The sequence below is a fragment of the Streptomyces sp. NBC_00224 genome (genome assembly GCF_041435195.1).
Lineage (GTDB): Bacteria > Actinomycetota > Actinomycetes > Streptomycetales > Streptomycetaceae > Streptomyces.
This window is the reverse complement of the sequence record NZ_CP108106.1, coordinates 3,692,031-3,710,662: the sequence shown is the minus strand read 5'-3', so window position 1 is coordinate 3,710,662 and position 18,632 is coordinate 3,692,031. Positions and strand designations below refer to the sequence as shown.

Genomic DNA, 18,632 nt, shown 5'->3' with positions numbered 1-18,632 from the left:
GCAGCGTCGGAACGGCCGCGTCTCTAACGGGCGGGTACGCGTTCCGGTCACTGCGCGTACACAGCGGGGCCACAGCCGGAGCACAGCCGGAGGGCAGCCGGATGTCACCCGAAGTGGATCGAACGTGCACAGAATGTTGAAGAAGGGACCTCTGTACCGGCCATCGGCCATTGCCATCCGGGGCGGGCTCGTGCATGCTCCGGGGAACGCCGTGCAGCATCGGCGGCTCTGGGCAGGAGAGGAGTGTCGCCGTACCCTTGGGGGTATGGGCTTGGGAAGATGATTCCCGGACACAGCTCCGCCGCCAACCGACGCCCTCCCATGAGGATCCAAACGCCGAGACACCCATGGCCGGTCAAGAATTCCCCGAACCCGCGGACCGCAAGCAGGTAGCCGACCCGACGTCGGACCTCCAGGCGGCAGAAGAACCACGTCTGTCCTGTGACCCCGCCTTCCGGCATGGAGTGGTGGTCGGTTTCGACGGCTCCACGTCGAGCGAGCGCGCCCTCGCGTACGCCATCGGCATGGCCAGACGCTCCGGTTCCGGTCTGATCATCGTGCATGTCGCCAACCGGCTGCCCACCACCGTGTGGGCGGGCTGCGAGCCGCCGGTCTTCGTGGACGTGCCGGATCACCGTACGGAAGTGCTCGGCCTTGAGCTCGCCTGCGCGGACTATCTCGCCGAGGTCTCCTGGATCCTGGTCGAGCGCGGCGGGGACATCTGCCACGAACTGGAAGAAGTCGGGCGGGAGTACGCGGCGGACGCGATCGTCGTCGGCTCCACGCACGGCATCGTCGGCCGGATCTTCGGCTCGGTCGCCGGACGCCTGGCCCGACGCGCCCAGCGCCCCGTGGTCGTCATTCCGTGACCCGGATTCCGTAACCCGGCCGTGTCCGTTTGTTGTCCCTGCTGAGACGCCGTCAACTCCCTTTGTTCCAGGGCGAATCTACCCTCCGGTAGGGGGTGGATTGTGCCCTTGTGAAGGGTACATAAGGGTCGCTGGGAAGCAGCACGACTGCAGCACAACTGCACACGAAGGGAGCCCGTCGTGGACCACGAAGCCCCCGCGGGAAGCATCACTTCCACTCTCGGCCACCTCGCACTCGGACTCACTCTGCTCGCCTTCGGCCTCGGCACCACCAAGGTCGTCGACGGCGTCACCGTGGCGGACGCCGTGTCGATCGCGACCTATGTCGGCGGTATCGGCCTCTTCGTCCTCGGGATCGTCGCGTTCCGTGACCAGGACGCCTTCACCGGTACCGCGTTCGCGGGCCTGGGCGCCTTCTGGTTCACCTGGGCGAGCGGGGCGGACTCCAAGTTCTCGACCAACGCGGCAGGCCTGTTCCTGCTCCTGTTCGGGCTCCTCGCGCTGAGCCTGGCGGCGGGCGCGGCGGGTTACGGACCCATCCGGCAGGGCTCCTACGCCCTGCTGTTCGTCTCCCTGGTGCTCCTCGCGATCGCCGACTTCGCCACCAACGACGGCCTCGCGAAGGCCGGCGGCTGGGTGGCGGCGGTCGCGGGCGCGGTGTCCTGGTACGGGGCGACGGCGGGTCTGGCCAACTGGCCGACGGCGATTCCGCGACGCGCTGCCGGCCGGGGGGTGACGGCCGCCGGCTAGGCAGCCGCAGGCCGGTGCGTTGGGCGGCACCGGCAGGCAAGGGAGCGGCCCCGCACGCCTGGTGGCGCGTGCGGGGCCGCTTCTTTGTGCTGTGACGGTACGGAACCTGCCGTACCGGACGTACTACTCGACCGTGACGGACTTCGCCAGGTTGCGCGGCTTGTCGATGTCGCGGCCCATGGCCAGCGCCGTGTGGTACGCGAAGAGCTGGAGCGGGATGCCCATCAGGATCGGGTCCAGCTCGTCCTCGTTCTTCGGGACGACGATGGTGTGGTCGGCCTTCTCCTGCTCGCGGTGGGCGACCGCGAGGATGCGGCCGCTGCGGGCCTTGATCTCCTCAAGCGCCGCGCGGTTCTTCTCCAGGAGGTCGTCGTCGGGGACGATCGCGACCGTCGGCAGCGCGGGCTCGATGAGCGCCAGCGGGCCGTGCTTGAGCTCGGAGGCCGGGTAGGCCTCGGCGTGGATGTAGGAGATCTCCTTGAGCTTCAGGGAGGCCTCCAGGGCGACCGGGTAGCCGCGCACCCGGCCGATGAACATCATCGACTGGGCGCCCGCGTACTCCTTGGCCAGCTTCTCGATCTCCGGCTCCATCGCCAGGATCTCGGAGATCTGCCCGGGCAGCTTGCGCAGGCCCTCGATGATCCGCTTGCCGTCGGCCACCGACAGGTCGCGGATGCGGCCCAGGTGCAGCGCGAGCAGCGCGAAGGCGACGACGGTGTTGGTGAAGCACTTGGTGGAGACGACGCAGACCTCGGGGCCGGCGTGCACGTACGTGCCGCCGTCCGCCTCGCGGGCGATCGCCGAGCCGACGACGTTCACGACGCCCAGGACGCGGGCGCCCTTGCGCTTGAGCTCCTGGACGGCGGCGAGCACGTCGTAGGTCTCACCGGACTGTGAGACCGCGATGTACAGCGTGTCGGGGTCCACGACCGGGTTGCGGTAGCGGAACTCGGAGGCCGGCTCGGCGTCCGCGGGGATGCGGGCGAGCTCCTCGATGAGGCCGGCGCCGATCAGACCGGCGTGGTACGAGGTGCCGCAGCCGAGGATCTTGATCCGGCGCACCCCGCGGGCCTCGCGGGCGTCCAGGTTCAGGCCGCCGAGGTGGACGGTGGAGAACCGGTCGTCGATGCGGCCGCGCAGCACGCGGTCCACGGCGTCGGCCTGCTCCGACATCTCCTTGTGCATGTACGTCTCGTGGCCGCCCATGTCGTAGGAGGCGGCCTCCCACTCGACGGTCTCGGGGGTGGGGTTGGTCAGGGTGCCCGAGGTCGTGTACGTACGGAAGTCGTCGGCCTTGAGGGTGGCCATCTCGCCGTCCTCAAGGGTGACGACCTGGCGGGTGTGGGCGATCAGCGCGGCGACGTCCGAGGCGACGAACATCTCCTTCTCGCCGATGCCGAGGACGACCGGGGAGCCGTTGCGGGCCACCACGATGCGGTCGGCGAAGTCGGCGTGCATGACGGCGATGCCGTAGGTGCCCTCGATGACCTTGAGCGCCTCGCGGACCTTCTCCTCCAGGGAGTCGGCCTGGGAGCGGGCGATCAGGTGGGTGATGACCTCGGTGTCGGTCTCGGAGGCGAAGACGACGCCCTCGGCCTCCAGCTTGACGCGCAGCTCGGCGGCGTTGTCGACGATGCCGTTGTGGACGACGGCGACCTTGTTCTCCGGGTCCAGGTGCGGGTGCGAGTTGACGTCGCTCGGGGCGCCGTGGGTGGCCCAGCGGGTGTGCGCGATGCCGGTGGTGCCGGTGAAGCGCTTGGGGACGCGGGCTTCCAGGTCGCGGACGCGGCCCTTGGCCTTGACCATCTTCAGCGCGCCCGACTTGGGGCTGTTGATGACCACACCCGCGGAGTCGTAACCCCGGTACTCCAGCCGCTGCAGGCCCTCCAGCAGCAGGGGAGCGACATCACGCTTACCGATATAACCGACGATTCCGCACATAGAGTCTTGCCCCTCCATCGACGTTCAAAGTTCGTACGCGTGCCCGGCTGCCTCAGCCGTGAACGATCTAGCCGTAGACGATGCGGCGCAGCTGCCGGAGCGAGAGCTCCGGTGGCGCCACGGCGCGGTGCGGCAGCTCGGCCGCGATCCGCTCGAAGATCTCCGCGTTCACCAGACCACCGGACTGCAGTTCACGGTGGCGGCGGCGGACGAATTCCTCGTACGTCTCGTCGAAGTACGCCAGCACCTCAAGCACCACCCGGGCGGCTTCGCCGCGCTGGAGCGCGGTGCTGCGCACCAGGTGGTCGATGAGGTCGTCGTGGGACGACGGGCGACGTTCGAGCACTCGTCGATATTGAGGGGTATGGGGACCATACGCAAGAATCCTGCCCGATTTCGGGCAGGATTCTCATGATCGCGAGGTGGGAGGGGAGCTGGTCTGGACCAGCAGGCGGGCCGGAGGCCCTGCCGGGCCGCCTCAGAGGCGCTTGAGCACGGCCTGCTTGGCCAGGCTGAACTCCTCGTCCGTGAGGATCCCGGACGCGTGCAGCTCCCCGAGCTCGCGCAGCCGCCGCAGCAGGGCGTCGGGGTCGTCGGCGGCGGGCGCGGGGCCGAGCGCCTTGGGCTCCGGTACGGGCACGGCCTCCGGCGCGTGCGGATGCGGCATCCGCGCCACCACGGCCGAGGCGAGCAGCGCCATCAGCGGGTCCTTCTTGAAGCCGTTGAGCTCCACGGCGTGCGGATCGCGCCCGGCGGGGACCCGGGGCGCGTTCGGCGAGCTCACGAAGCGCAGATGCCCGTCCGCCAGGCCCCGCGAGGGCTGCCACTCCACCGCATGGAGATCCTCCAGGGCGATGGTGGCCGGGCCGCTGCTCGTCTTCACCTCGTCGGTGTGCCAGGTCCACTCAAGGCGGACCGTGCGCCCGTCGAAGCCGGCCGTTCCGTCGCCCGCGGTCACGGTGATCGGCACCGAGGGCCCCGGCAGCAGATAGCGGTCGACCGGCCCGGTGGGTACCGAGTCGAGCAGCAGGGCGTTGCGGACCTCGTCCACGAAGTACTCGGCGATCGCGGCCCCCTTCGTCTCCACGGTCAGGGTGTACGGGTCGGAGGCGTCGTCCAGTTTGCCGCCGGTGACCTGGAGCAGCGGGTCGGCGCCGTCCCGCAGCCTCAGCCGCAGCCGCCCGGTCTTGCGCCCCGGCTCGTACGCCACCCCGGCCAGCGCCACGAGCGGCACCGTGACCTCGCCGAGCGTGCGGCGCAGCAGGCTGACGCCCTTGTCGCTGCCGGGCACGATGCGCACGCCGTCCCCGTCGAAGCTCCAGGTCCCGTCCTTCTGGATGATTTCCGCCATGAGGTGATTCTTCCATCCGGCCTTGCGGCGCCGGGCAGTTGGGCGGTCGGTCCGCAGTGGTCTACACCTTGACCGCCGATGGGGCGGGCGGTAGTGATGGTTCCGTTCGGTTGCTCGGCGTACCCCGTTGAAGGGAACCGCTAGTGAGTCAGCACAGAACAGTCTCCGTCCTGCTCGGCGCGCTGCTGCTGGTGGCGGCGGCAGGCACGTCCCGGGCCGGAACGGCGACCGCGCCCGCCGCGGCCCGCGCCCCTCGCCCGCTCGGCCAGATCGTCCCCGCGCCCGCGTCCGTCGCGCCGGGCGGCACCCCGTACACGATCACGTCCACCACCCCGATCCGGGTCGACGCCGCCGCGGGCGCCGAGGGCCGCGGGATCGCCGGGTATCTGGCGGATGTGCTGCGCCCCTCGACCGGATACGCGCTGCCGGTGCAGGCCGACGGTCAGGGCGGCATCCGGCTGCGGCTCTCCGGCGACGCGCGGCTGGGGGAGGAGGGGTACCGGCTGGAGAGCGGCCGGGGTGCGGTCACCCTCACGGCGCACCGGGCGGCCGGGCTCTTCCACGGCGTCCAGACGCTGCGGCAGCTGCTGCCCGCGTCGGTGGAGAAGAGGACGAGGCAGCGGGGCCCGTGGCAGGTGGCGGGCGGCAGGATCGAGGACAGCCCGCGCTATGCCTACCGGGGCGCGATGCTGGACGTCTCGCGCCACTTCTTCACGCCCGCGCAGGTGGAGCGGTACATCGACCAGCTGGCGCTCTACAAGGTCAACAAGCTGCATCTGCACCTCAGTGACGACCAGGGCTGGCGGATCGCGATCGACTCCTGGCCGAGGTTGGCGACGTACGGCGGGCAGACGCAGGTGGGCGGCGGCAAGGGCGGGTCGTACAGCAAGGCGGACTACCAGGAGATCGTCCGCTACGCGGCGAGCCGCTATCTGGAAATCGTCCCCGAGATCGACACCCCCGGCCACACGAACGCGGCGCTCGCCTCGTACGCCCATCTGAACTGCGACGGCGTCGCACCTCCCCTCTATACCGGCACGGACGTCGGTTTCAGCTCACTGTGCGTGCCGAAGCCGGTGACCTACGCGTTCCTGGACGACGTGGTGCGGGAGCTGGCGGCGATGACGCCAGGTCGATATATCCACATCGGCGGCGACGAGGCGCACTCGACGCCGCACGCCGACTATGTGGCCTTCATGGACAAGGCGCAGGCGATCGTCGGCAAGTACGGCAAGACGGTGATGGGCTGGCACCAGCTGGCCGGGGCGCGGCCGGTCGCCGGGGCGGTGGCCCAGTACTGGGGCACGGACGGCAACGAGGCCGAGGTCGTCGCGGCGGCGAAGGCGGGCACGAAGCTGGTGATGTCGCCGGCGAACCGGGCGTACCTCGACATGAAGTACGACGCGAACACGGAACTGGGGCTGGACTGGGCGGGGTTCGTGGACGTGGACAAGTCCTACGGGTGGGACCCGGACACCTTCATCAAGGACCTCCCGCGGGGGGCGGTCCTGGGGGTGGAGGCGCCGTTGTGGTCGGAGACGCTGACGACGAGCGCGGACATCGAATACATGGCGTTCCCGCGAGTGGCGGGGATCGCGGAGCTCGGCTGGTCGCCGGCGGCGACGCACGACTGGCCGGGGTACCGGTCCCGGCTGGCGGCGCAGGGGCCGCGGCTGGGGGCGCTGGGGGTGGGGTTCTATCGGTCGCCGGTGGTGCCGTGGGAGTGAACCCGGAGAATCCCCCACCCCGCCCGTTCCCTTAAGCCCTGGGCGGGCGGCCGGGTGGGGGTTGAGGCTCGCTTCCCGGGGCTCTGCCCCGGACCCCCCGTTCGTCTGCGGGCTCGGTGGGGGCTGGTCGCGCAGTTCCCCGCGCCCCTTAAATGCCGCTGCGCGGCATCCGCTTCTAGGGGCGCGGGGAACTGCGCGGCCAGCCACAGACGGCCCGCAGACGAACGGGGTCCGGGGGCGTAGCCCCGGGAGGCCACCCTCGCCCCCCACCCACCCCCGGAGGGTTTAGGTGAAGGGGCGGGGTGGGGCTCAACCCCCGATCGGGTTCCGTAGGTTGCCCACCAGTTGCAGCGCCCCCGACGGGTCCGTCAGGTCCACCATCTGCTTGTTGTTGCGGAGCTGGAGGCGGTTCAGGCAGGACAGGGCGAACTCCGGGGCGAACATGTCGTACTGCTTGAACTTGTCGGACAGTTCGGGCACCGACGCCTGGTACGACGTGACGCACTCCGCCACCGCCGCCCAGAACTCCTCCTCCCCGACCACGCCCTCGCTCACGAGCGTCGCGTTCAGGAAACGGAAGAAGCAGTCGAAGACGTCCGTGAAGACGGACAGCAGCTTCATGTCGTCGGGGACGTCCGCCCGGATCCGCTCCACGGCCGGGGGAAGGACCGCGTCCGGGTCCATCACCGCGATCTCCTCGGCTATGTCCTTGAAGATCGCCCGCGAAACCGTGCCGTCCTCTCCCAGGACCAGGATCACGTTCTCGCCGTGCGGCATGTAGACCAGGTCGTACGCGTAGAACGAGTGCAGGACCGGCAGCAGGTACGCGTTCAGGTAGCGCCGCAGCCACTCCCTCGCCCCCACCCCCGACTCCGCGATCAGCGCGCCCGCGAAGGACGCCCCCGCCCCGTCGACGTGCAGCAGCGACGCCATCGTCGCCAGCCGCTCGCCCGGCTCAAGCGACGGCACGGGGCTCTCCCGCCACAGCGCCGCCAGCATCTTGCGGTACGGCGAGTAGCGGTCGGTGGCCCGCTCGTACTGGCGGTGGTGGTAGCCGATCGCCGCCCGCTCGCGGATGATCGAGAAGCGGGCCGACTGGAGGACGGAGTCGCGCTCCACCAGCCCCGCCAGCCAGTCGTTGATCGCCGGCGTCGCCTCCATGTACGCGGCCGAAAGGCCTCGCATGAAGCCCATGTTCAGGACGGACAGGGCCGTCTTCACGTAGTGCTTGGAAGGGTCTGTCGTGTTGTAGAACGTGCGGATCGACTGCTGGGCCAGGTACGTGTCGTCGCCCGTCCCCAGCGGCACCAGCCTGTCCTGCGCCACCTCCGCCGCGAACGTCACCGACAGCTTGTTCCACCACTGCCACGGGTGGACCGGCAGCAGCTGGTAGTCGGCGAGGTCCAGCCCCCGCGCCGCCATCGTCGCGGCGAAACGTTCCAGCGTCTCCGTGCCGAGCTCCGCCGCGATCAGCGTCTCGTAGTCGAGCCCGGCGCCCGAGGTGAAGGTCGCCCGGTCGCGCCGCGCCGCCAGCCAGATCAGCCGGATCGGGGCGGCGGCCTCCGGCGCGTACGCCGCGTACTCGTGCACACCGAACCCGAGCCGCCCGTTGTTGGCCACGAAGCACGGGTGGCCCTCGGTCATGCCCGTCTCGATCGCCTGGAAGCCCGCCCGGGCGAGCTCGGCGGCCGGGGTCTGCTCCTTGGTGAGCTTGTACGCCGTACCGGAGAGCGTGGAGGAGATCTCCTCCAGGTACACCGGCAGGATCTCGTCGCTCAGGCCCAGCGTCGCGCGCAGCTCGATGAAGAAGTCGAGGGCGTCGAGGGGGAGTTGGCCGTCGGCCCCGTGGCGGGTGATCGACTCGGGGTCGACCTGCCAGTGGTCGAGGGCGTACAGCGCGGCGGTGAAGCGGTACTCCACCGTGCCGTCGTCGCTGTGCACGCCGTACCGGTCCTCGCCCAGCGGCCGCGGCTTCAGCAGCCGCTCGTGCGCGAACTCGGCGAGCGCCTTGCGGATCAGCAGCCGGTTGGCGCGCGCCCACAGCTCGGGGGTGAGGTGGGGAACGGCGATGTCAGCGGTCGTCGTCATCGGGTCGCTCCCTCGGTCGCCGCCTCGAACGCGGCCCTTGTGCAGACGCTCAGCAGCGCCGTCTTCTCCGGCTTGGTGATCTCCCCGACGACCTCGAAGCCGACGGCCGCGTTGAGCGCGTGGACGGCCTTGTTGCCCACGTCGGGCTCGACGACGACCCGCCGGGTCGCCGGGTCCGCGAACAGGGTCTCCATCACGGCGGTGATCACCGCGCGGGTGAAGCCGTGGATCGGCGTGCCCGTCGGCGCGACCAGGAAGTGCATGCCGACGTCGCCGGGCTCGGGCTCGTAGAGCCCGACCAGCTCGCGGTGGGCCGGGTCGTACTTCTCCATCAGGAAGGCGGGTTCGCCGTCGTGCAGCCCGAGCAGCGCGTGGTGGTGCTCGTCGGCCGCGATCTCCATGTACGCCCGCTCGACGTCCTCCAGCTTCGCGTCCTGCATCATCCAGAACGCGGACTTGGGGTGGGTGACCCAGCCGTGCAGCAGCTCGGCGTCTTTCAAAGGGTCGAGGGGGCGGACGGTGAAGGTGCCTATGTCGGTGACGGTGCTCATACGGCGAACTCCTGGAAGGCGATGGACTTCTCGACCGGGTAGTACTCGCGGCCGAGGAGCTCGCCGATGATGTACGCGTTGCGGTAGGCGCCCATGCCCAGGTCGGGCGAGGTGATCGAGTGGGTGTGCACGGCGGCGTTCTGGAGGAAGATCTCGCGGCCGGTGGTGTCGATGGCGTAGTTGCGGGCCACGTCGAAGCGGCCGCGGCCGTCGCGCTTCAGCCGGTCGGCGACCGGCGCGAGGAACTCCGGCTCGGCGTATTTGTAGCCGGTGGCCAGGACCAGGCCCTCGGTGGTGAGGCTGTAGTCCTTCTCCTGCTCCTCCTGGCGCAGACCCAGCGTGTACGTGCCGGTCGTCGTGTCGTAACTCGCCGCGTTGAGAGAGGAGTTGGTGAGCAGGCGGGTGCCGACAGGGCCCTTGAGGCTCTTCTGGTAGAGCAGGTCGAAGAGCGCGTCGATGAGCTCCGAGTCGATGCCCTTGAACAGGCCCTTCTGCTGCGTCTCCAGGCGGTAGCGGGTGGCCTCGGGCAGCGCGTGGAAGTAGTCCACGTACTCCGGCGAGGTCATCTCCAGCGTCAGCTTGGTGTATTCGAGCGGGAAGAAGCGGGCCGAGCGGGTGACCCAGTTCAGCCGGTAGCCGTGGACGTCGATCTCGCTCAGCAGGTCGTAGTAGATCTCCGCGGCGGACTGCCCGCTGCCGACCAGGGTGATCGACTCCTTCTTCTGGAGCGCCTCCTTGTGGTCCAGATAGCGGGAGTTGTGCAGGTAGTCGCCGCCCAGGCCCTGGCACGGCTCGGGGACGAACGGCGGGGTGCCGGTGCCGAGGACGAGGCGCCGGGTGCGGAACTCGGAGCCGTCCTCCGTGCGTACGACGTACACCTCGTCCTCGTACGTGACCGTCTTCACCGTCTGGTTGAAGCGGATCGAGGAGAGCTTGCCGGCCGCCCAGCGGCAGTAGTCGTTGTACTCGGTGCGCAGCGGGTAGAAGTTCTCGCGTATGTAGAACGAGTAGAGGCGGCCCGACTCCTTCAGGTAGTTGAGGAAGGAGTACGGCGAGGTCGGGTCGGCGAGGGTGACCAGGTCCGACATGAACGGGGTCTGGAGGTGGGCGCCCTCCAGGAACATGCCCGAGTGCCACTCGAAGTCCGGCTTGCTCTCCAGGAAGAGGCCGCTGAGCTCGTCGACCGGCTCGGTGAGGCAGGCCAGGCCGAGGTTGAAGGGCCCGAGGCCGATCCCGATGAAGTCGTACGGCTCACGAGGCTGCGTGGACAAGGTTCTCTCCCAGGTACTGCTCGGCGTGGCCGGCGATCAGATCGAGGACGGCGGCGATGTCACCGGCCGTCGTCTCGGGGTTGAGCAGGGTGAACTTCAGGTACTGACGGCCGCCGGTCTTGGTGCCGGCGACGACCGCCTCGCCGGACGCGAACAGCGCCTTGCGGGCGTAGAGGTTGGCGCGGTCGATCTCGGCGGGCGAGGTGACGGCATCCGGGATGTAGCGGAAGACCAGGGTGGACAGGGTGGGCTCGACGACGACGTCGTAGCGCGGGTCGGCGGCGAGCAGCCGCCAGCCCTCCACGGCCAGGTCGCACACCTCGTCGAAGAGCCCGCCGATGCCTTCGGCGCCCATGGTGCGCAGTGTCATCCACAGCTTCAGGGCGTCGAAGCGGCGGGTGGTCTGGAGGGACTTGTCGACCTGGTTGGGGATGCGCTCCTCGGCGGCCCGGCGCGGGTTGAGGTAGTCCGCGTGGTACGTGGCGTGCCGCAGGGTGGTGCCGTCCTTGACCAGGATCGCGCTCGAACTCACCGGCTGGAAGAAGGACTTGTGGTAGTCCACGGTGACCGAGTCGGCGTGCTCGATGCCGTTCAGGAGGTGACGGCGGGTCGGCGAGACGAGCAGCCCGCAGCCGTACGCGGCGTCCACGTGCATCCACGCGCCGTACTGGGCGCAGAGCTCGGCGATCTCGGGCAGCGGGTCGAGGGAGCCGAAGTCGGTGGTGCCCGCGGTGGCGACGACGGCCATCGGCACGTTGCCCTCGGCGGCGCAGCGCTCCAGGGCGCGGGCGAGCGCCACGGTCTGCATCCGCTTGTCGTGGTCGCAGGGGATCGACACGACGGCGCCGCGGCCCAGACCGAGCAGCTGGGCGGACTTCTGGACACTGAAGTGGCTGCACTCGGAGGAGAAGATCCGCAGCTTCGACAGGTCGTCGGTCTTGGCCTCCTCGCGGGCGAGCAGCAGCGCCTGGAGGTTGGACTGGCTGCCGCCGCTGGTGAACACGCCGTCGGCGGACGGGCCGTAGCCGACACGGCCGGCGGTCCAGTCGATCAGGCGGCGCTCGATGAGGGTGCCGCCGGCGCTCTGGTCCCAGGTGTCGAGCGAGGAGTTGACGGCCGAGAGGACCGCTTCGCCGAGGACGGCGGGGATGACCACCGGGCAGTTGAGGTGGCCGAGGTAGCGGGGGTGGTGGAAGTAGACGGCGTCGCGCAGATACACGTCCTCCAGCTCGTCCAGGACGGCGGAGGTGTCGCCCAGCGGCCGGTCGAGGTCGACGCGGTCGATGAGCGGGGCGATGTCCTCGACGCTCGCACCCGTGAACGGGCGGCGTGTCGCGGCGAGTTTCGACGCCACCCGCTCGACTCCTTCGGTCACGGAGCGCCGGTAGCTCTCCGCCGTCGTGTCATTGAGCAGGTGCGAACGCATGAACTGTCCTCCCGGATCGGGGACTTCGTCGGGCCCTCCGGGCAGAAGGAAGGGGGCGAGGACCGCGATCTCGAAGTAAGGTTAGCCTAACCTAACTTCGATCTCAATAATCCTCGCCCCCCGGGCGCAGCCCCGTAGGGGCGCGGGGCTGTGACATGTGCGGCTCCGCCGCGTGGGCGCGACCAGCCACAGGCGGCCCGCAGCCGCGCAACGAGACCTACGCCGCCTCTTCCTCGCGCAACTGGTCCTCAGACCGCCCCCGCCGCCAGTAACCGACGAACGTAACGTTCCTGCGATCGACCTGACGCTCATTCACAAAGTGGCGCCGCAACTCCCGCATGGTGGACGCCTCCCCGGCGAGCCACACATACGGATCGACCCCGGGCAGCGAGGCCTCCGCACGCACCGCATCCAGCACCGAGGGCGCCCCCTCCTCCCGCACCAGCCAGGTGATCCGGGCGTCCGCGGCGGTACGAAGCGGCATCCGGTCCCCGCTGAACGGCACCTCCACCCACACCCGTGCCGGCGTGCCGTGGGGAAGCCACTCCAGGATCGCCGAGAGCGCGGGCAGCGCCGTCTCGTCGCCCCACAGCACGACCCCGTCCGTACCGACCGGAGGCCGGAAGCGCACCGCCGTGTTGTCGGCGACCGCCGGACCGAGGACCGCCACACGGTCCCCGGGCGCGGCGCGGCCGGCCCAGCGGCACGCCGGGCCGCCGTCCTCGTGGAGCGCGAAGTCGATGTCGACCTCGTCGGGTTCGCGGCGCTGCTCGCGCAGGGTGTACGAGCGCATCACGGCCCGTACGCCGTCGGGCAGCGCCCGGTAGTCCGCGAACCACGTCTCCGGGTTCTGGGTGAGCGGCAGCACGGGCGCGTCCTGGCCGGGGTGCGGCAGGAAGAGCGAGAGGCTCTGGTCCCGGCCGCCGCCCTCGAAGTACGCCAACTGCTCGCCGCCGAAGGTGATCCTGACCAGCGACGGGCCGAGCCGCCGGGTCCGTACCACGCTCAGGTCGAAGAGTCGGAAGGGGACGGTGGCGGTCTCGGCTGTCAGCGTCATGGTCAGGCAACCTTCTTCGCGGTCTCGATCGCCTTGGCGAGGGATTCGAGGATCGGGGTGCACTTGTCGTACGAGTAGATCGGCTCGGTGGTGCGCGGGGTGATCTGGCCGGCCTTGACGGCGGGCAGCCCGGTCCAGGTCGGCTTGGACTTCAGGGCGTCCGGCTGGAGGGCCGTGGAGCGGTTGTCCATCATGATCACGTCGGCCTTGTACTTGCCGACGTTCTCCCAGCTGAGCTCCTCGAAGAAGCCCTGCGCGTTGACCTTCGGCTCGACGAACTTGACGCCCAGCTCCTGGAAGTACGCGGTGTCGGCGGACGTCTTGGCCGCGGAGACGTAGAACAGGTCGGCGCTGGCGGAGCCGATCATCACCGTCACGCCGGGGTTGGCCTTGGTGGCGGCGCGCAGCCGGGCGGCGGCCTTCTCGAAGCGGGCCTTGGCCTCGGTGAACTTGGCGGCCTTCAGGTCGGCGCCGAGGGAGGCGGCGAGGTCGGCGCGGCGCTGGAGCGCGGCCGGCATGCTGATCTGCGCGGCCCACAGCGCGACGCTGGAGGCGAGCTTGAGGATCTTGTCCTTGCTGTTGTCCGGCACGTACCAGAGGGCGTCCTTCTCCCACATGTCCGTGACGAGCAGGTCCGGTGCGAGGGCCGCGTACTTCTCGACGTTGAACTCGCCCCAGACGTTGCCGAGGATCTCGACCTTGTTGATGTCGAGGTCGCCCGCCTGGACGTCCGGCTTGCCGTCCTTGGTCTTGGTCGGGCCGAACACGGCCTTGACCTCGATGCCGTAGTCGTGGAGGGCGGCGGCGGTGCCGGTGAAGGCCACGATGGTCTTGGGGGTGGACTTCTTCTCGACGGCCTTGCCGCGGTCGTCCGTGAAGGACCAGGGGCCGGACTTCTCGGCAGCCTTCTGCGAGTCGCCCTTTTTCTTGTCGTCGTCCCCGCACGCGGCCAGCGCGGCCCCGAGGCCGATGGCACCGCCGGCGGCCAGCAGACCGCGACGGGAGAGGTGGGACGCTCGGGAAATGGGCATGACGATCCGCTTTCGTACGTGCCGGGGTCGGCCTCTGGCAGTTCCTGGGTAGGTTAGCCTAACCTCACAAGGATCTGTAGGGGTGTCGCCCGGTTGTGCCTACCGCCGTAGCGGGGCGTACGTGAAGCGGACCTTGTGGGACGCGGTGGGCTCGTAGAGCGTGCGGCACGCGGTGCAGTGCCAGTGCCAGTGGTCCGCGGCGCCGGGCGCGGTGGAGGAGGTGTCCTTCCACAGCGGCGGGCGCGTCGGACAGGCGGGGCAGGTGGGTGGGATCACGCTGCCCAGGGTGGTTGGCGGGGGTGGGGGTGCGCGGGGTGTACGCCGCGGGGCCACCCGTTCGGGTTCGTCTGCGGGCCGTGCTGGGTTGCTCGCGCAGTTCCCCGCGCCCCTTGAATGCCGCTCCGCGGCATCCCCTGGGCGCCCCGCAGGGGCGCTTCTAGGGGCGCGGGGAACTGCGCGACCAGCCACAGACGGGCCGCAGACGAACTCCGGGCATCACGCCGGAAGCCCCAACTCCCTCGCGATCAGCATGCGCTGCACCTCGCTCGTGCCCTCGCCGATTTCCAGGATCTTGGAGTCGCGCCACATACGCGCCACCGGGTACTCGTTCATGAAGCCGTAGCCGCCGTGGATCTGGGTGGCGTCGCGGGCGTTGTCGACCGCGACCGTCGACGAGTACAGCTTCGCCAGTGCCGCCTCCTTCTTGAAGGACTCGCCCCGCACCAGGCGGGAGGCGGCGTCGCGCCAGCCCACCCGGGCCATGTGCGCCCGCATCTCCATGTCGGCGATCTTGAACTGGATCGCCTGGTTGTCACCGATCGGGCGGCCGAACGCGTGGCGCTCGTGCGCGTACTTCACCGACTCGTCGACGCAGCCCTGCGCCAGGCCCGTGGCCAGCGCCGAGATGGCGACGCGCCCCTCGTCGAGGATGCGCAGGAACTGCGCGTAGCCCCGGCCCTCCTCGCCCAGGAGGTTGCCCACCGGGACGCGGACGTCCGCGAAGGACAGCTCGCGGGTGTCCGACGCGTTCCACCCCACCTTCGAGTACGGCGCGGCCACCGTGAAGCCCGGCGTGCCGGACGGGACGATGATCGAGGAGATCAGCGGGCGGCCGTCCGGCTTGCGGCCGGTCACCGCCGTCACCGTCACCAGGCCGGTGATGTCCGTACCCGAGTTGGTGATGAAGCACTTGGTGCCGTTGATGACCCACTCGTCGCCGTCGCGCACCGCCGTCGTGCGCGTGCCCCCCGCGTCCGAGCCGCAGTCCGGCTCGGTCAGGCCGAAGGCGCCGAGCATCTCACCGGCGCAGAGCCGGGGGAGCCATTCGCGCTTCTGCTCCTCGGTGCCGAACCGGAACACCGGCATCGCGCCGAGCGAGACCCCGGCCTCCAGGGTGATGGCGACCGACGAGTCGACCCGCGCCAGCTCCTCCAGGGCGATGCCCAGGGCGAGGTAGTCGCCGCCCATGCCCCCGTACTCCTCGGGGAAGGGCAGTCCGAACAGGCCCATGCGGCCCATCTCGCGGACGATCTCGTACGGGAACTCGTGGCGCTCGTAGAAGTCGCCGATCTTCGGGGCGACGACGTCGTGTGCGAACTCCTCGACCGTACGGCGGAGTTCTTCGTGCTCGTCTGAGAGCCGGTGGTCAAGGGACATGGGGGGTCACTCCTTGTGGGAGTCGGGGGAGAGGGCGCGGACGGTGCGGGACGGGCTCGGCCGTCCCAGCTGCTCGGCCAGCCACACGCTGGTGGCGGTGAGCCGGCCGAGGTCGACCCCGGTGTCGATACCGAGGCCCTGGAGCATCCACACGAGGTCTTCGGTGGCGAGGTTTCCGGTGGCGGACTTGGCGTACGGACAGCCGCCCAGGCCGCCCGCCGAGGCGTCGACCGTGGCCACGCCGTGCTGGAGCGCGGCGAGGGTGTTGGCGAGCGCCTGGCCGTAGGTGTCGTGGAAGTGCACCCCGATCGCGGAGGTCGGCACGCCCTCCTCGTTCAGGGACGCGAGCAGGCTCTGGACGTGGGCCGGGGTCGCGACCCCGATCGTGTCCCCGAGGCTCAGCTCGTCGCAGCCCAGGTCCATCAGGGACTTGGCGACCCGGACGACCTGGTGGACGGGGACGGCTCCCTCCCACGGGTCGCCGAAGCACATCGACAGATAGCCCCGGACGTGGACGTCCTGCTCCTTGGCGCGGGCCACGACGGGCGCGAACATCCCGAGCGACTCGTCGACCGTACGGTTCAGATTGGCCTTGGCGAACGACTCCGTGGCGCTGGCGAAGACCGCGATGCGGCGGGCGCCGAGTGCGAGCGCCCGGTCCAGGCCCCGCTCGTTGGGCACCAGGACGGGCAGCGCCACGCCCTCGATGCCGTCGAGCATCGGGAACAGCTGCTCGGCGTCGGCCAGTTGGGGCACCCACTTGGGGTGCACGAAGCTGGTCGCCTCGATGGTGGTGAGGCCCGCGTCCGCCAGCCGGTGGATGAACTCGGCCTTGATCTCGGTGGGGACGACGGCCTTCTCGTTCTGCAGGCCGTCGCGGGCCCCGACCTCGTGGATCCGCACCGAGGCGGGCAGGTCCCGCGCCGGTACGACCATGGGCAGCGTCACTGGTCCTCCTCCTTCGGGGTCACCACGGCCAGGACCTGGTCCATGGCGACGGTCGAGCCGGGGGAGACGTCCAGCTCGGTGACGGTGCCGGCGTGCGGGGCGGAGATGACGTGCTCCATCTTCATCGCCTCCACCACCAGCAGGCTCTGGCCCGCGTCGACCTCGTCGCCGACCGCCACCTTGACGACGGTGACGGTGCCGGGCATCGGCGCGGCCAGCGTGTCGAGGCCGCCGCGCGCGGCGCCGGTGAGGCTCGCCGCGACGGGGTCGTGGTCGAGCACGTGCCAGCTGTCCCCGTCCCGCCCGAGCCAGGTCCCCTCCGGGGAGGGGGCGGTGGTGAAGGTGTGGGTGAGGCCGTCGAGTTCGACGCTGACGTGGCCGGGGGAGACCCGCCCGGCGGCCTTGCCCCGCACCACATGAGTGACGGGTTCGAGTCCCGGTACTCGGAACGGGAAGGCCAGGGGCGCCGGTTCGCCGCCCATGCGCCAGCCGCTCGGCAACGAGAAGGGGTCGGTCCAGCCGCCGGTGGCCGAGGGGCGCAGCCCCTCCTGCCGCACCAGCGCCGCCGCCGCGTACACCTCGTCCGGCACCCCGTCCGGCACCAGCGCGTCGGCCTCGCGCTCGACCAGGCCCGTGTCGAGGTCGCCCGCGACCACGTCCGGATGGGCGAGCAGCCGGCGCAGGAATCCGGCGTTGGTGGGCACGCCCAGGGTGACCGTGTCGGCCAGCGCCGCGCGCAGCCGGCGCAGCGCGGTCGCGCGGTCCGGCCCGTACGCGATGACCTTGGAGAGCATCGGGTCGTAGAGGCTGCCGACCTCGGTGCCCTCGCTCAGCCCCGAGTCCGTGCGGACCCCCTCGCCCTGCGGCTCGCGCAGCGCCAGGACCGTACCGCCCGAGGGCAGGAAGCCGCGGGAGGGGTCCTCGGCGCAGATGCGGGCCTCTATGGCGTGGCCGGTCAGGGTGATGTCCTCCTGCCCGTACGGCAGTTCCTCGCCCGCGGCGACCCGCACCTGCCACTCCACCAGGTCCAGGCCGGTGATGAGCTCGGTGACCGGGTGCTCGACCTGGAGGCGGGTGTTCATCTCCATGAAGTAGTACGAGGACGGGTCGTTGCCCGGGACGATGAACTCCACCGTGCCCGCGCCCGCGTAGCCGCAGGAGCGGGCCGCCTGGACCGCCGCCTCGCCCATCGCGGCCCGGGTCTCCTCGTCGAGCAGGACCGAGGGCGCCTCCTCGATGATCTTCTGGTGGCGGCGCTGGAGGGAGCACTCGCGCTCGCCCAGGTGCACCACGTGTCCATGGCCGTCCGCCAGGACCTGGATCTCGATGTGGCGGGGGCGGTCGATCCACCGCTCCACCAGGAGCGTGTCGTCGCCGAAGGAGGCGCGGGCCTCGCGGCGGGCGGCCGCGATCTCGTCGCCGAGCGCCGCCTCCTCGCGGACCAGCCGCATGCCCTTGCCGCCGCCGCCCGCGCTGGGCTTCAGAAGCACCGGCATGCCGATCTCGCGGGCCGCGTCGGCCAGTTGGCCGTCCGTGAGACCGCTGCCCGAGGAGCCGGGCACGACCGGGACACCGGCCGCCCGCACGGTCTCCTTGGCGCGGATCTTGTCGCCCATCAGGGAGATCGCGTCCGCCGGGGGGCCGATGAAGACCAGGCCCGCCTCGGCGCACGCGCGCGCGAAGGCCGCGTTCTCGGCGAGGAAGCCGTAGCCGGGGTGGACGGCCTGCGCGCCGCTCCTGGCGGCCGCCTCCAGGAGCCGGTCGATGGAGAGGTAGCTCTCGGACGCCGCCGCCGGGCCGATCCGCACGGCCGTGTCGGCCTCCCGCACGTGCCGGGCGTCCGCGTCCGCGTCGCTGAACACCGCGACCGAGCGCACCCCGAGGGCGCGCAGGGTGCGGATGACGCGGACGGCGATCTCGCCCCGGTTGGCGACGAGGACTGTGTCGAACATCGTCATGGTCCGTC

Annotated in this window: 16 protein-coding genes; 3 read left to right on the top strand and 13 right to left on the bottom strand. The window is 70.5% G+C overall.

Going from position 1 to position 18,632, the window contains the following annotated elements; genetic code table 11:
- The first annotated feature begins 347 nt into the window (after positions 1–347).
- Positions 348–869, top strand: coding sequence for a universal stress protein (locus tag OG965_RS16490; protein WP_067159339.1), 522 nt, complete (start codon positions 348–350; stop codon positions 867–869).
- 180 nt (positions 870–1,049) lie between these two features.
- Positions 1,050–1,619 (top strand): GPR1/FUN34/YaaH family transporter, encoded by a 570-nt coding sequence (locus OG965_RS16485; RefSeq protein ID WP_371652833.1) that lies wholly within the window; start codon positions 1,050–1,052, stop codon positions 1,617–1,619.
- Positions 1,620–1,742: 123 nt separating this feature from the next.
- Here the strand turns inward: OG965_RS16485 and glmS are convergent, their stop codons facing one another.
- The 3 genes from glmS to OG965_RS16470 all read right to left on the bottom strand — a co-directional run bounded on the left by glmS (position 1,743) and on the right by OG965_RS16470 (position 4,911).
- A complete protein-coding gene (gene glmS, locus OG965_RS16480; protein WP_371652832.1) occupies positions 1,743–3,560 on the bottom strand; it encodes a glutamine--fructose-6-phosphate transaminase (isomerizing) in 1,818 nt (605 codons plus the stop codon).
- Positions 3,561–3,627: 67 nt separating this feature from the next.
- On the bottom strand, positions 3,628–3,906 hold the full coding sequence (locus OG965_RS16475; RefSeq protein ID WP_371652831.1) for a hypothetical protein: 279 nt from the start codon (positions 3,904–3,906) through the stop codon (positions 3,628–3,630).
- Between the two features lie 132 nt (positions 3,907–4,038).
- Positions 4,039–4,911, bottom strand: coding sequence for a DUF4429 domain-containing protein (locus OG965_RS16470; RefSeq protein WP_371652830.1), 873 nt, complete (start codon positions 4,909–4,911; stop codon positions 4,039–4,041).
- 143 nt (positions 4,912–5,054) lie between these two features.
- Between OG965_RS16470 and OG965_RS16465 the strand changes: the two genes are divergently transcribed.
- Entirely contained in the window at positions 5,055–6,638 is a 1,584-nt protein-coding gene (locus OG965_RS16465; RefSeq protein ID WP_371652829.1) for a beta-N-acetylhexosaminidase, read from the top strand.
- Positions 6,639–6,947: 309 nt separating this feature from the next.
- Here the strand turns inward: OG965_RS16465 and OG965_RS16460 are convergent, their stop codons facing one another.
- The 10 genes from OG965_RS16460 to OG965_RS16415 all read right to left on the bottom strand — a co-directional run bounded on the left by OG965_RS16460 (position 6,948) and on the right by OG965_RS16415 (position 18,618).
- A complete protein-coding gene (locus OG965_RS16460; RefSeq protein WP_371652828.1) occupies positions 6,948–8,726 on the bottom strand; it encodes an IucA/IucC family siderophore biosynthesis protein in 1,779 nt (592 codons plus the stop codon).
- Positions 8,723–9,277: a GNAT family N-acetyltransferase gene (locus OG965_RS16455; RefSeq protein ID WP_371652827.1), complete on the bottom strand. Its 555-nt coding sequence runs from the start codon at positions 9,275–9,277 to the stop codon at positions 8,723–8,725. Before OG965_RS16455 ends, OG965_RS16460 begins: the two co-directional genes overlap by 4 nt.
- Positions 9,274–10,548, bottom strand: coding sequence for a lysine N(6)-hydroxylase/L-ornithine N(5)-oxygenase family protein (locus tag OG965_RS16450; protein ID WP_371652826.1), 1,275 nt, complete (start codon positions 10,546–10,548; stop codon positions 9,274–9,276). The genes OG965_RS16455 and OG965_RS16450 overlap by 4 nt, the downstream gene beginning before the upstream one ends.
- Positions 10,529–11,974 (bottom strand): aspartate aminotransferase family protein, encoded by a 1,446-nt coding sequence (locus tag OG965_RS16445; protein ID WP_371652825.1) that lies wholly within the window; start codon positions 11,972–11,974, stop codon positions 10,529–10,531. Before OG965_RS16445 ends, OG965_RS16450 begins: the two co-directional genes overlap by 20 nt.
- Before the next feature lie 217 nt (positions 11,975–12,191).
- On the bottom strand, positions 12,192–13,031 hold the full coding sequence (locus OG965_RS16440; RefSeq protein WP_371652824.1) for a siderophore-interacting protein: 840 nt from the start codon (positions 13,029–13,031) through the stop codon (positions 12,192–12,194).
- A gap of 2 nt (positions 13,032–13,033) precedes the next feature.
- Positions 13,034–14,062: an ABC transporter substrate-binding protein gene (locus OG965_RS16435; RefSeq protein WP_371652823.1), complete on the bottom strand. Its 1,029-nt coding sequence runs from the start codon at positions 14,060–14,062 to the stop codon at positions 13,034–13,036.
- Positions 14,063–14,161: 99 nt separating this feature from the next.
- On the bottom strand, positions 14,162–14,338 hold the full coding sequence (locus OG965_RS16430) for a hypothetical protein (protein WP_371652822.1): 177 nt from the start codon (positions 14,336–14,338) through the stop codon (positions 14,162–14,164).
- 219 nt (positions 14,339–14,557) lie between these two features.
- On the bottom strand, positions 14,558–15,718 hold the full coding sequence (locus OG965_RS16425) for an acyl-CoA dehydrogenase family protein (protein WP_371652821.1): 1,161 nt from the start codon (positions 15,716–15,718) through the stop codon (positions 14,558–14,560).
- Positions 15,719–15,724: 6 nt separating this feature from the next.
- Positions 15,725–16,654: a hydroxymethylglutaryl-CoA lyase gene (locus OG965_RS16420; RefSeq protein WP_371656958.1), complete on the bottom strand. Its 930-nt coding sequence runs from the start codon at positions 16,652–16,654 to the stop codon at positions 15,725–15,727.
- An 8-nt stretch (positions 16,655–16,662) separates the two neighbouring features.
- Complete coding sequence (locus OG965_RS16415; protein ID WP_371652820.1) at positions 16,663–18,618, bottom strand: acetyl-CoA carboxylase biotin carboxylase subunit; 1,956 nt, start codon at positions 18,616–18,618, stop codon at positions 16,663–16,665.
- Positions 18,619–18,632 lie beyond the last annotated feature (14 nt).

Excerpts from the sequence above, each read along its gene's own strand:
- OG965_RS16490 (WP_067159339.1), top strand. The coding sequence starts at position 348 with ATGGCCGGTCAAGAATTCCCCGAACCCGCGGACCGCAAGCAGGTAGCC.
- glmS (WP_371652832.1), bottom strand. The coding sequence starts at position 3,560 with ATGTGCGGAATCGTCGGTTATATCGGTAAGCGTGATGTCGCTCCCCTG.
- OG965_RS16470 (WP_371652830.1), bottom strand. The coding sequence starts at position 4,911 with ATGGCGGAAATCATCCAGAAGGACGGGACCTGGAGCTTCGACGGGGAC.
- OG965_RS16460 (WP_371652828.1), bottom strand. The coding sequence starts at position 8,726 with ATGACGACGACCGCTGACATCGCCGTTCCCCACCTCACCCCCGAGCTG.
- OG965_RS16455 (WP_371652827.1), bottom strand. The coding sequence starts at position 9,277 with ATGAGCACCGTCACCGACATAGGCACCTTCACCGTCCGCCCCCTCGAC.
- OG965_RS16445 (WP_371652825.1), bottom strand. The coding sequence starts at position 11,974 with ATGCGTTCGCACCTGCTCAATGACACGACGGCGGAGAGCTACCGGCGC.
- OG965_RS16440 (WP_371652824.1), bottom strand. The coding sequence starts at position 13,031 with ATGACGCTGACAGCCGAGACCGCCACCGTCCCCTTCCGACTCTTCGAC.
- OG965_RS16435 (WP_371652823.1), bottom strand. The coding sequence starts at position 14,062 with ATGCCCATTTCCCGAGCGTCCCACCTCTCCCGTCGCGGTCTGCTGGCC.
- OG965_RS16425 (WP_371652821.1), bottom strand. The coding sequence starts at position 15,718 with ATGTCCCTTGACCACCGGCTCTCAGACGAGCACGAAGAACTCCGCCGT.
- OG965_RS16420 (WP_371656958.1), bottom strand. The coding sequence starts at position 16,654 with ATGGTCGTACCGGCGCGGGACCTGCCCGCCTCGGTGCGGATCCACGAG.
- OG965_RS16415 (WP_371652820.1), bottom strand. The coding sequence starts at position 18,618 with ATGTTCGACACAGTCCTCGTCGCCAACCGGGGCGAGATCGCCGTCCGC.